The organism is Aestuariimicrobium sp. G57, assembly GCF_050110855.1.
Taxonomy (GTDB): Bacteria; Actinomycetota; Actinomycetes; order Propionibacteriales; family Propionibacteriaceae; genus Aestuariimicrobium.
The window spans coordinates 40,711-52,998 of the sequence record NZ_JBNINW010000005.1 but is presented as its reverse complement, the minus strand read 5'-3'; the positions used below and the strand labels follow the sequence as shown (position 1 = coordinate 52,998).

General features: G+C 67.5%; 15 protein-coding genes. All 15 read left to right on the top strand.

Translation table 11 applies throughout. From position 1 onward, the window contains the following. Positions 1-26 precede the first annotated feature (26 nt). Entirely contained in the window at positions 27-500 is a 474-nt protein-coding gene (gene rpsP, locus ACQCX5_RS11960; protein ID WP_434542259.1) for a 30S ribosomal protein S16, read from the top strand. Positions 501-502: 2 nt separating this feature from the next. Then, positions 503-754: an RNA-binding protein gene (locus ACQCX5_RS11955; RefSeq protein WP_434542258.1), complete on the top strand. Its 252-nt coding sequence runs from the start codon at positions 503-505 to the stop codon at positions 752-754. Positions 755-824: 70 nt separating this feature from the next. After that, positions 825-1,388: a ribosome maturation factor RimM gene (gene rimM / locus ACQCX5_RS11950; RefSeq protein ID WP_434542257.1), complete on the top strand. Its 564-nt coding sequence runs from the start codon at positions 825-827 to the stop codon at positions 1,386-1,388. Positions 1,389-1,417: 29 nt separating this feature from the next. Continuing rightward, a complete protein-coding gene (trmD, locus tag ACQCX5_RS11945) occupies positions 1,418-2,170 on the top strand; it encodes a tRNA (guanosine(37)-N1)-methyltransferase TrmD (RefSeq protein ID WP_434542413.1) in 753 nt (250 codons plus the stop codon). A 91-nt stretch (positions 2,171-2,261) separates the two neighbouring features. Continuing rightward, on the top strand, positions 2,262-3,851 hold the full coding sequence (locus ACQCX5_RS11940) for a polysaccharide deacetylase family protein (RefSeq protein ID WP_434542256.1): 1,590 nt from the start codon (positions 2,262-2,264) through the stop codon (positions 3,849-3,851). A 245-nt stretch (positions 3,852-4,096) separates the two neighbouring features. Further along, positions 4,097-4,747, top strand: a complete 651-nt coding sequence (locus ACQCX5_RS11935) for a succinate dehydrogenase cytochrome b subunit (protein ID WP_434542412.1) — start codon at positions 4,097-4,099, stop codon at positions 4,745-4,747. Next, a complete protein-coding gene (locus ACQCX5_RS11930) occupies positions 4,744-6,756 on the top strand; it encodes a fumarate reductase/succinate dehydrogenase flavoprotein subunit (RefSeq protein WP_434542255.1) in 2,013 nt (670 codons plus the stop codon). The genes ACQCX5_RS11935 and ACQCX5_RS11930 overlap by 4 nt, the downstream gene beginning before the upstream one ends. Beyond that, positions 6,753-7,511: a succinate dehydrogenase/fumarate reductase iron-sulfur subunit gene (locus tag ACQCX5_RS11925; protein ID WP_434542254.1), complete on the top strand. Its 759-nt coding sequence runs from the start codon at positions 6,753-6,755 to the stop codon at positions 7,509-7,511. Before ACQCX5_RS11930 ends, ACQCX5_RS11925 begins: the two co-directional genes overlap by 4 nt. A gap of 189 nt (positions 7,512-7,700) precedes the next feature. Further along, positions 7,701-8,192 carry an RNA polymerase sigma factor gene (locus ACQCX5_RS11920; RefSeq protein ID WP_434542253.1) on the top strand — a complete coding sequence of 164 codons (492 nt, stop codon included), beginning with the start codon at positions 7,701-7,703 and terminating at the stop codon, positions 8,190-8,192. Further along, entirely contained in the window at positions 8,185-9,141 is a 957-nt protein-coding gene (locus ACQCX5_RS11915; RefSeq protein ID WP_434542252.1) for a hypothetical protein, read from the top strand. The genes ACQCX5_RS11920 and ACQCX5_RS11915 overlap by 8 nt, the downstream gene beginning before the upstream one ends. 190 nt (positions 9,142-9,331) lie before the next feature. Beyond that, a complete protein-coding gene (rplS, locus tag ACQCX5_RS11910) occupies positions 9,332-9,682 on the top strand; it encodes a 50S ribosomal protein L19 (RefSeq protein ID WP_434542251.1) in 351 nt (116 codons plus the stop codon). Between the two features lie 112 nt (positions 9,683-9,794). After that, the gene (locus ACQCX5_RS11905; protein WP_434542250.1) at positions 9,795-10,487 is read left to right on the top strand and encodes a S26 family signal peptidase; all 693 of its coding nucleotides are present in this window, start codon (positions 9,795-9,797) and stop codon (positions 10,485-10,487) included. Then, entirely contained in the window at positions 10,484-11,311 is an 828-nt protein-coding gene (lepB, locus tag ACQCX5_RS11900; protein ID WP_434542249.1) for a signal peptidase I, read from the top strand. The genes ACQCX5_RS11905 and lepB overlap by 4 nt, the downstream gene beginning before the upstream one ends. Continuing rightward, positions 11,308-11,961: a ribonuclease HII gene (locus ACQCX5_RS11895; protein WP_434542411.1), complete on the top strand. Its 654-nt coding sequence runs from the start codon at positions 11,308-11,310 to the stop codon at positions 11,959-11,961. Before lepB ends, ACQCX5_RS11895 begins: the two co-directional genes overlap by 4 nt. 11 nt (positions 11,962-11,972) lie before the next feature. After that, complete coding sequence (locus ACQCX5_RS11890; protein WP_434542248.1) at positions 11,973-12,284, top strand: DUF2469 domain-containing protein; 312 nt, start codon at positions 11,973-11,975, stop codon at positions 12,282-12,284. The last annotated feature ends 4 nt before the right edge of the window (positions 12,285-12,288 follow it).

The window sequence follows — 12,288 nt, the reverse complement described above, 5'->3', positions numbered from 1 at the left end:
ACATTCCAACAGGAGATACCACAAACGTGGCAACCAAGATTCGTTTGAAGCGCCTCGGCAAGATTCGCTCGCCCCACTACCGCATCATCGTCATCGACGAGCGCGCCAAGCGCGACGGCAAGGCGATCGAAGAGGTCGGCATCTACCACCCGAAGAATGACCCCTCGGTCATCCGGGTGGACTCGGAGCGCGTGCAGTACTGGCTCGGCGTCGGCGCCCAGCCCACCGAGGCCGTCGTGGCGATCCTCAAGCGCACTGGCGACTGGCAGAAGTTCTCGGGCGACACCTCGCCGTCGGGCGTGACCGAGCAGGCCGAGAAGCCGAACAAGCTCGACCTGTTCAACGCTGCCCTGGCCGAAGAGGACGATGCCCCCAAGGCATCGGCCATCACCACCAAGAAGGCCGAGGCTGCCGCTGACGAGGCACCCGCTGCCGACGAGGCTGCGGACGAGGCCCCCGCCGCTGACGAGGCCGCCGAGGCCCCGGCCGACGAGGCCTGATCGTGCTGGGCGAGGCACTCGAGCACCTGGTGCGTGGCATTGTGCTGCACCCCGACGACGTACGGGTGCGTGACAAGGACCTGCGCCGCGGACGCATGCTCGAGGTGCGCGTTCACCCCGAGGACGTCGGCAAGGTCATCGGCCGTCAGGGTCGCACCGCGCAGGCGCTGCGCACCGTCATCGGTGCCCTCGCCGGCCGCGAGCAGGTGCGCGTCGACTTCGTCGATGTCGACCGCCGCGGTGGCCGCAACTGACAACACCACCCTCGAGGCACCCCGTTCGGCACCACCGGGCGGGGTGTTTCGTTGATTCCAGGAGGAACCCATGCCAGCGAAGAACGACCTGGTCGAGGTGACCGTGGGCGTGATCGGCCGCGCCCACGGCCTGCGAGGCGACGTGCTGGTCGAGCCGCGCACCGATGAACCCGACCGCCGCTTCGAGGCGGGGGCGTCCGTGCGCATCGAGGGAACCCGCCGCACACTGACCGTCGCGCGTTCGTACTGGCATTCGGGGCGCCTCGTCGTGAACTTCGCCGAACTGCCCGACCGCACGGCCGTCGAGGGGGCCCGCGGCTGGGTGCTCGTCTGCGATGTGCCAGTCGACGAACTGCCCTCTGACGAGGACGAGTACTTCGACCGGCAACTGGTGGGGCTCAAGGCCGTGCTGGCTGACGGCACGCCGGTGGGGGTGGTTGCCCAGGTGATCCACCTGCCCGCGCAGGACCTGCTCGCGATCGATGTCGACGGCACCGAACGCCTCGTGCCATTCGTCCACGAACTCGTGCCCCACGTTGACCTGGGCGCCGGCACCATCGAGATCGCGCCGGTGCCAGGGCTGCTCGATGACGAGGCAGACGTGGTCGACCCCACGCCGGAGGGCCAGGAATGAGCGCCGACCCGCGAACTGGCGACGCCGCGATGCGGATTGATGTCGTCTCGATCTTTCCCGACTACTTCGCCCCGCTGCAGTTGTCGCTGGTGGGCAAGGCCATCAGCGCAGGACTGCTGCACGTGGCCGTGCACGACCTGCGCCACTGGACCCATGACCGCCACCACACCGTCGACGACACCCCCTATGGCGGCGGCGCAGGCATGGTGATGAAGCCCGAACCGTGGGGCGAGGCGCTGGATGCGCTGCTGTCGTCCGACGACAACCCCGACGACAACCGCGGCGACGGGGGCCGCGACGACACCGCACTCGACGACACCGTGCTCGTCGTGCCCACGCCCAGCGGCCACCGGTTCAGCCAGCCCATCGCACAGGACCTGTCGCAGAAGTCGCGGCTCATCTTCGCCTGCGGTCGCTACGAGGGCATCGACCGCCGCGTCATCGAACACGCCCGCACCCGGGTGCAGGTGCGCGAGTTGAGCCTGGGCGACTACGTGCTGAACGGGGGAGAGGTGGCCACCCTGGCGATGGTCGAGGCCATCGTGCGGCTCATCCCCGGCGTGATCGGCAACCCCGAATCGCTGTCGGAAGAATCACATTCCGAGGGCAACGAGGGGTTGCTGGAATACCCCGTCTACACCAAACCGCCGCTGTGGCGCGGTCTCGAGGTGCCGCCGGTGCTGTTCAGCGGCCACCATGCCCAGATCGCCTCCTGGCGCAGGCAACAGGCACTCGAACTCACCCGCAGGCGTCGCCCCGACCTGCTGCCCCGACAGGACTGAGCCACACCCCACGCCGCAAGGGCATGCAACCGCTGACCCGTAACGGACGTATCTTTGGCAGCGTCCAGGCGATCCATGGGAGAAGTGGCACATGCGCAGTGCACGTCACGCACGTCGTTTTCGCTCAATCGGGGCGGTGGTCACGGCACTGGTGCTGGTCGTCGGCCTGACCGCCTGTTCGAAGGTCGGTACGACCACGCCGCGCCCGACCGGGACGAGCGTCGCGCAGCCGACCAGCGCGGCCCCGACGCCCGCACCTGATGCGGTGTTCGCCCGGCCGGACCCCAAGCTGCTCGCCTCGCAGAGCGCCCAGCTGAACGTCGATGGCCTGTCGGTCACCAGCCTGCTGGTCACCCACGAACTGCCGGGCCTGGCCATGGGCCTGGACATCGTCCGCGGCCAGGTGTTGCGGCAACGCGCGTGGGCAGGCGGCGGCAACCTCACAGTGACCCCCGAACTGGTGGCGAGCTCGGGCAAGGCGGTCGGTGTCGCCCTGTGCGCCGACGGCGACGCAGGCAGGCACACCGCTGTCGTCTGGTACGACCCCACCACCAACTCACCGTGGGCATCGCCCGTGCTGGTGGCCCCTGCCCAGTGGCAGGCACTCACGGCGGCGGTGGCCGCGCTGAGCGGCGACCAGAAGGACGCGGCGCTCGCCCAGCTGGCCGAGCCCAGCTGGCCCAACGGCAACGGCCCGGCGATCGCGTTCAATGCCTCGGGCGACCTGGTGGTGCAGTTCCAGACGATTGATGGCCTGGCACTCACCCCGGTGCTCATCGCCGGGGACGAGGCCCAGCCCATGCTGACCGAGTTCGGTACCCGTGCGCGCGCCGCCTCGCGCTACCCGACACCAGCCACGGCGCCGCAGAAGTTCGCTGACCCCGACCCGACCCTGGTGGGCCGGCCGCCGGCACCGGACCACAAGCACGGGAAGAAGAAGTCGACGGAGCCCACGACGCCTGCACCGTCAACTACCCCGTCATCGACCCCGGTCACCGACGCGCGTCCGCAGTTGGTGCTCGGCGTCGACTGTGAGGTCAAGAAGTGCGTGGCGATCACTTACGACGACGGGCCGGTGCCCCAGACGGTCGACCTGCTCAAGGTGCTCAACGAGCGCAAGGTACCGGCCACATTCTTCGTGCTGGGCACCTCTGCCGACAACTACCCCGACGTGGTGACCACCACGGCAGCCATGGGCATGCAGGTCGCGTCACACAACCAGGTGCACCACCAGATGAGCGCCACGTCGGGCGCGAAGCTCGACGCCCAGGTGAGCCGCAGCGCCACGACGCTGCGCAGGCTCACCGGCCAGGACCCGCTGTTCCTGCGCCCACCCTACGGCGCGCACAACAAGGCCTCTGATGCAGTCGTGGGCAAGCACGGCATGGCCGTGGCGCTGTGGAGCGTCGACACGCTGGACTGGAAGTTCTCGACCAAGTCCCAGGACGCCGCGCAGGCAGAGATCCTGCGCAACATCCGCGCGCAGGGTGGCAACGGCGCCGTCGTGCTGATGCACGACATCCACGCCAACAGCCGGGCATCGGCGCCGGCGGTCATCGACGCGCTCCAGGCCGAGGGCTACACCCTCGTGACCCTGGCTGAACTCGCGCCGCAGGACTACCGGTTCGGCCGTCCGTTCTGCAAGTCCCCGGCGGTGGCCAAGCACGGCTGCGGCTCGTGAGTGCCAGTGGCAGCCAGCAGGGCTGCCGTCACGGCCAGTACCGCACCGGCTGTGACATTCGTCCCAAATTCGACCCCATTAACACAAGCTGAATGTTGTGATATCGATTCGAGATCGGTATCTTGTCCACTTCGTCGGGTCCGGTGGGCCACTTCGGGCAGCAGATGGCTAGTGTGTCGTCTGTGGCAACAACACTCACTAATCATCAGCGAGCGACGCGGTCCACGGTGGCAATGAAGGCCACCATGGCGATCACGGGCCTGATCCTGGTCGCGTTCCTGCTTGCGCACATGTTCGGCAACTTCAAGATGCTGCTGCCTGACGATGGTCTGGAGTTCAACGACTACTCGCACTGGCTGCGGACGCTGGGCTACCCAGCCCTGCCGCACGGCTTGTTCCTGTGGATCTTCCGGATCGTCCTGCTGGCCGCGGTCATCCTCCACCTCGTCTCGGCGTTCCGCCTGCGCTCGCGCAACTCCGCCAACGTTGGCGGCCAGCGCTACAACACCGTCCGTCGCATGGAGTCGAGCTATGCCGCTCGCACCATGATCTGGGGTGGCATCATCATCGTCCTGTTCGTGATCATGCACATCCTGCAGTACACGGCCCAGGTGCTGCGGTTCGGCTACGACGAGGGCGTCACGAACCTGGCCCCCTATGACCGCGTGCTGGCCGGCTTTGGCGAGTGGTGGGTCGTGCTGGCCTATGCGGTCGCGATGGTCGCTGTCTGCCTGCACATCTCGCACGGCTTCTACAGCGCCTTCGCCACCCTCGGCGCCAACACCAGCAAGGGCGCCCGTCGACTGCTGCGCGGCCTGGCGCAGTTCATCGCCGTCCTGCTGTTCGTGGGCTTCATGATCCCGCCCGTGCTGATCCTGATTGGAGTCATCCCGTGACCGACACCCTCAACGAGACCACTGTGGGCGGCTACTGGGAGGTCGGCCAGGAGATCGCCGACACCAAGGCCAATCTCGACCTGCCCATCGACGAGATCTGGAAGAACCGGGTCTTCTCGGCCAAGCTGGTCAACCCCGCCAACCGTCGCAAGCTCACCGTCATCGTGGTGGGCACCGGCCTGGCCGGTGGCGCTGCCGCCGCCACGCTGGGCGAGGCGGGCTACAACGTGCTGAACTTCTGCTACCAGGACAGCCCGCGTCGCGCCCACTCGATCGCTGCCCAGGGTGGCATCAACGCGGCCAAGAACTACCGCAATGACGGTGACTCGACCTACCGGCTGTTCTACGACACCGTCAAGGGCGGCGACTACCGCGCCCGCGAGACCAACGTCTACCGACTGGCCGAGGTCAGCGCCAACATCATCGACCAGTGCGTGGCCCAGGGCGTGCCCTTCGCCCGCGAGTACGGTGGCCTGCTCGACACCCGCTCGTTCGGTGGTGTGCAGGTGCAGCGCACGTTCTATGCGCGCGGCCAGACGGGCCAGCAGCTGTTGATCGGTGCCTACCAGGCGCTCGAGCGCCAGGTGGCTGCCGGCACCGTGAAGATGCATACCCGCCACGAGATGATCGAGCTGATCATGGTGGACGACCGCGCCCGCGGCATCGTCACCCGTGACATGGTCACCGGCAAGATCGAGGCGCACACGGCCGACGCCGTCGTGCTCGCCACGGGTGGCTACGGCAACGTCTTCTTCCTGTCGACCAATGCCATGGGCTGCAACGTGACCGCCGCCTGGCGTGCACACCGCAAGGGTGCCTACTTCGGCAACCCTTGCTATACGCAGATCCACCCGACTTGCATCCCGGTGCACGGTGAGGGCCAGTCGAAGCTGACCCTGATGTCGGAGTCGCTGCGCAATGACGGCCGCATCTGGGTGCCCAAGAACGCCGAGGACTGCGCCAAGGACCCCCGTCAGATCCCCGAAGAGGATCGCGACTACTACCTGGAGCGCATCTACCCGTCGTTCGGCAACCTGGTGCCCCGTGACATCGCGTCACGCCAGGCCAAGTACATGTGCGACGAGGGTCGCGGTGTCGGACCGCTGGTCAACGAGGTCGACCACAACGGCAACCCGCAGCAGCGGCGCCGCGGTGTCTACCTGGACTTCGCCGAGGCCATCGGCCGTCTGGGCCGCAAGGCTGTCGAGAAGAAGTACGGCAACCTGTTCGACATGTACGCGCAGATCACCGGCGAGAACCCGTACGAGACCCCGATGCGCATCTACCCGGCGGTGCACTACACCATGGGTGGCCTGTGGGTTGACTACGACCTGCAGTCCTCGATCACGGGCCTGTACGTCGCGGGTGAGGCCAACTTCAGCGACCACGGCGCGAACCGCCTGGGTGCCTCGGCACTGATGCAGGGCCTGGCCGACGGCTACTTCGTGCTGCCGAACACCATCAACGACTACCTGGCCGGCGCGCCGTTCGACAAGCTTGACGCTTCGCATCCGGCGGTGGTCGAGGCGCTGGAGTCGTCCAAGGCACGCATCGACAAGATGCTGTCGATCAACGGCACCCGCAGTGTCGACTCCATCCACAAGGAACTCGGCAACATCATGTGGGAGTACTGCGGCATGGAGCGTTGGGAGGACGGCCTGAAGACCGCGATCGAGAAGATCCGCGCGCTCAAGCAGGAGTTCTGGACCAACGTCAAGGTCACCGGTGTCAACGAGGACTTCAACCAGGCACTCGAGCGGGCCGGTCGCGTGGCCGACTTCCTCGAACTGGGTGAGCTCATGTGCATCGACGCCCTGCATCGTCGCGAGTCCTGTGGTGGCCACTTCCGCGGCGAGTCGCAGACCGAAGAGGGCGAGGCGCTGCGTCACGACGACCAGTTCCTCTACGTCGCGGCCTGGGAATGGACCGGCGAGGGCAACACGCCCGTGCTGCACAAGGAGCCCCTCAACTACAAGGCCATCGAGCTGAAGCAACGGAGTTACAAGTGAAGGTCACACTGCGCATCTGGCGCCAGCCAAACGCCAAGACCGCCGGCAAGATGGTCAGCTACCCACTTGACGGCGTCAGCGAGGACATGTCGTTCCTCGAAATGCTCGACATGCTCAACGAGCACCTCACCGAACGCAACGAAGAGCCGGTGGCCTTCGACCACGACTGCCGCGAGGGCATCTGTGGTGCGTGTGGCGTGGTGATCAACGGCATCGCCCACGGTGGCCAGCACACCACCACCTGCCAGCTGCACATGCGCTCGTTCGCCGATGGTGCCACCATCGACATCGAGCCGTGGAAGGCCGGCGCTTTCCCCGTCATCAAGGACCTCGTCGTCGACCGCGGTGCGTTCGACCGCATCATCCAGGCGGGTGGGTTCATCTCGGCGAACACGGGTTCGGCGCCGGACGCGCACGCGACCCCGGCCCCGAAGCGTGAGGCCGACGTCGCGTTCGACAACGCGACGTGCATCGGCTGTGGTGCCTGTGTGGCGGCATGCCCGAACGGTTCGGCCATGCTGTTCACCTCGGCGAAGATCACCCACCTGGCGATGCTGCCGCAGGGCCAGCCCGAGCGTTACAGCCGTGTGAAGTCGATGGTGGCCCAGCACGATGACGAAGGATTCGGCGCGTGCACCAACATCGGCGAATGCGCCCAGGTCTGCCCGAAGGGCATCCCGCTCTCGTCGATCAGCCAGCTGAACCGCGACCTGATCAAGTCGCTGTTCAAGGGTGACGGCAAGGAAGAAGCCTGAGGGTTGCGCTGACGCAACTGCCACACTGACGGTGCCCCGGGGTTCGCCCCGGGGCACCGTTGTGTCTGTGGGTCGTTGTGTGTGCGCAAAGATTTCACGAGCGCATGCAACCGGGACAGTGCCCGCGGGCGTAGACATGATGAACCGCCGGGCAGCGTGCCAGCGGACCGGACCCGAAAGCGAGGTGCCATGGACGAGGCAAGCTTCGACGAGTTCTACCAGACGTCGTTCAACCGGCTTGTCGCGCAGATCTATGCCATGTGCGGCAACATCACAGAAGCGCAGGACTGCGTCCAGGAGGCCTTCATCCGCGCCTGGGACAAGCGTCGCCAGCTCGACAAGGCGCAGTCGCCCGAGGCCTGGGTGCGCACCGTGGCCTACCGCCTGTCGGTCAGCCGCTGGCGCAGGAACAGCCGGGCACGGCGCGACGCCGACCGTGCCGTCGAGCCCATCAGGACCTATGAACCCGGCCCCGACCGCGTCGCCATCGACGCCGCCCTGGCCCAGATCTCGCCCGAGCAGCGCCGGGTGGTCGTGCTGCACCACCTGTGCGACATGAGCGTCGCCGAGATTGCCCACGAAATCGGTGCCCCGCAGGGCACCGTCAAGGCCCGCCTGTCCCGTGGACGAGCAGCGCTCGCCCCCTTCTTGATCGACGTTCCCGAGGTGCGCCATGCCTGATTTCCAGAACAACCCGTTTGAGAGCTTCGAGAAGGAGGCCCGGTCCGTGAACAAGCTGCCCGCCACCGAGATCCGTCGACTGGGCGACCGTCGACGCACCAACCGCCGCGTGGCCATCGGCTCGGGCGTCGCCGCAGTGGTGGCCGTCGCAGTGGGGGCGGTGTCCCTGTTCGGCGGCGGCCCCAACACCGGCCTTCGTCCAGACATCGCCGGCACCCCGGTGCACTCGACCAGCACGCCGGACATCACCACGGTGCCCTCGACGACCAGTCAGCCCACCACGACGGGTGAGCCGAGCCCCACCGCGCCGGTCACGAGCTCGGCCATCACGACAGCGCCCGCGACGACGGTCACCGTGCCGGCGGGCGCGCAGCAGCCCACCTGGGACAACGTGCCCCCGGTCAACCTGATGTTCGGCAACAACCCCCAGCTCGGCAAGGTGTTCGAGCAGCATGAAGGCTTCGGCCAGGCGGCCCTCGGCTTCTGCGACCCCGGCCCCGATGCCAAGCCCGCCACGGTGCTCGTCCGGCAGTACGGCTACGTCTCGGCCGAGGTCGACACCCCGACCAAGTTCGCCGTCGTGCGTGGCTACACCACCACGGCCGATGCTGACGCGGCCTACGCCCAGTTGTCGGCCGAGCTGGCCAACTGCGCCAAGCGCTATGAAACCAGTGATGAGTTCTCGCGGCCGGGTGGGTCGTCGCGCCCGCTGACGGGGCTGCCGAACAGCGCGGTCGGCACCTACTACTGGATGAGCATGTTGATCAACGGCACAGATGACGGCTGGTTCAATGACGCCCTGCTGATCAAGTCCGGCAACCGCATCCTGTATGTGGGCATGCAGGTGCGGGGAATGGACTACAACTGCGCGACCGAGCCCAACCCAGAGATCGAGATGTGCGACTTCCCCATGAAGGCCGCCGACCTGGCGGCACTGCTCGCCGAATGACCGTGGCACCCCACCAGCTCGCCCCGGCGCCGGATTGGCGCCGGGGCGATGCCGTGTGGCAAAATTGTGCGCTGTTGCGTGTGACGCAACCCGCCACACCACCCGACACCTGCCACAGGGGGAACGTTCGGGTTCGTGGACGGAATCCGCATTGACCCGAGGTGACCTGTGGCACTGACGAGGACCCACCATGAACCACGTTCTTGACGTCGTTGACGCCGCTTCGCTGCGCGACGACATCCCCAGCTTCCGTCCCGGCGACTCCGTGAAGGTTCACGTGCGCGTCGTCGAGGGCAACCGCTCCCGTGTGCAGGTGTTCGCCGGCGTCGTGCTGGCCCGCACCGGTGGCGGCATCCGTGAGTCGTTCGTCGTGCGCAAGGTGTCGTTCGGCACCGGCGTCGAGCGCACCTTCCCGCTGCACTCGCCGATCATCGAGAAGATCGAGGTCGAGCGTCACGGTGACGTGCGCCGCGCCAAGCTGTACTACCTGCGCGGTCTGCGCGGCAAGGCCGCCAAGATCAAGGAGAAGCGCGCCAACTGAGCGCAGCTGCTGCCCAGCACACCCCACGAACCCCGGCCCCGGCCGGGGTTCGTGTCGTCTACGGGTGCCCGTGTTGGTCTGATCCGTGCACGCTCGGGGCTAGGCTGACGGCATGGCACAGCCGACGACGACGAAACGCCCTGGGGCGCGGCGCCGTTGGGGCGTGTTCGAGTCGGCGGGGGCGGTGCTGCTGACGCTGGTGCTCGTGGGCGTGCTGGCAACGGTGAATGGCTACCCCGCACGGGCCAGCGCAGCGATGCAACCGACCATCCCTCAAGGCTCCAGACTGTGGCTCACCGGGGTCACGGACGTGGAACGTGGCGACGTGGTCGTCATCGCCCCCGATTCCCGCTGGAGCGGCGTCGTCGCCGACAACCCGGGGGCCGTGACCAAGCTGTTGCGCTGGGTGCGCCTGGATCGTCCCCCGCAGAACTCGACCATGCTCGTGCGCATCGTGGGCCTGCCCGGCGACGAGGTGCGCTGCTGCGAGGGGGGCAACCTGTTGGTCAATGGTCGGCAGGTGCCGATCCGGGGCATGGACACGACCTTCCGGGTGGTCGTGCCGGGTGAGCGGTATTTCGTCGGCACTGACACCCCGAGTGTGGGCAGTTCGCACTGCTACCTCGCCTCCCTCGGTGTCGAGGCGCTGGTGCCGCGGCACCGGATCACCGACCACGTCGATAGAGTGGGGTGGCCCTGGCGACGCACCGACATCTCTGCGAGCGGTGTACCGTTCCAGGGCATCCCCGGTCAGGCTGCCCCGCCCGCACCGATCATTGAAGCTGGGAAGGACCCGTCCTGTTGACCGCCGAAGGCATGCCCCCCGAGGACGCACCCCGATCCGGGCCCACCCCTGATGACCCGCCGGCAGCGGACGACGCCCAACACCGCGCCGAACCGGTCAGCGCCGGCCGTCGGCTCGCACGCGGGTTGCGTGAACTGGTCATCATCGTCGTGCTGGCGCTGATCATCTCCGCAGGTGTGCGCGCCTTCATCGGGCAGGTGTTCGTCATCCCGTCGGCGTCAATGGAGGACACGGTGCTGGTCGGCGACCGCGTGGTCGCAGTGAAGCTCGTCGACATCCAGCGGGGCGACATCATCGTCTTCCGTGACCCCGGTGGCTGGCTCGACATGCAGGCCGAACCGCCCACAGGGATGCGCAAGGTTGCCCAGTTCATCGGGGTGCTGCCCGACACCTCGACCAACCACCTGCTCAAGCGGGTGATCGGCATGCCGGGCGACACCATCGTCTGCTGCGACGCCCAGGGCCGACTGACCATCAACGGCTACTCGATGGACGAGTCCAGCTACCTGCGGCCGGGGTCCGACCCGGCCACCATCCCGTTCAAGGTCGTGGTGCCGGCCGATCGCATCTTCGTGCTGGGCGACAACCGCAACGCCTCGCGCGACTCGCGCTGCCACCTCAGCGACATCTCGAACAACGGCCAGCCGCAGGGCATGGGTGCCTTCGTGCCCCTGTCCGACGTGGTCGGTCCCGCACTGTTGCGGGTGGCCCCGCTCGACCGGGTCGGCACGCTGAAACGGCCGGCGGTCTTCGACAGCGTGCCGGTACCCACGGCTCCGGCACCCGCGAAACCCGTCATCGAACCTGTGGGCGTGGGGTGCTGACCGACGACCGGACCATCCGCCCCGGCAAGGGCATCTACGGCTATGAACGTGCGCTGGTGCGGGCCGGGCTGGGGCCGGTGGCAGGCGCCGACGAGGCCGGGCGCGGGGCGTGCGCCGGGCCACTGGTCGCGGCGGCGGTGATCCTTGCCGACACGCCGGCGCGGCGCATCGAGGGGTTGAACGACTCCAAGCTGCTGACGGCCAGGCAGCGTGAGCGGGTCTACGACGAGGTGATGGCCAAGGCCGTCGACGTCGCGGTGGTCAGCATCGAAGCCGACGAGTGCGACCGGCTCGGCATGCACGTGGCCGACCTGCAGGCCCTGCGTCGTGCCGTGGCCCGCCTGCACACCCCGCCCGGGTTCGTCCTCACGGACGGCTTCAGCGTCGATGGACTGCAGACCCCGGGGCTGGCCATGTGGAAGGGCGACCGGGTGGCGGCGTGCGTGGCGGCCGCCAGCGTGATCGCCAAGGTCACCCGCGACCGGATCATGACCGAACTGGCAGCGCAGTGGCCGCACTACGATTTCGAGGTGCACAAGGGTTACGTGACCGCCGAACACCAGGCGAAACTCGCCCAGTACGGGCCCTGCCCGATCCATCGCCGCCGCTTCGAGCTGGTGCGGCGGGCCGAGTCGCGCGCGAACGGCTAGAGTCTCTCACCATGAGCACCGAAGACCTTGAGGCATACGAATCGCGCCTGGAGCTGGAGCTCTACCGCGAGTACAAGGACGTCGTCAGCATCTTCACCTATGCCGTCGAGACCGAGCGCAGGTTCTACCTGTGCAACCAGGTCGACCTCAAGGTGCGCACCGAGGGCGGTGACGTGTACTACGAGGTCTCGATGGGCGACGCCTGGGTGTGGGACATGTACCGCCCCGCGCGCTTCGTCAAGTCAGCGAAGGTGCTCACGTTCCGCGACGTCTCGATCGAAGAGATCGTCCATTCCGACCTGCAGGTGCCTGACAGCAAGTAGGGGC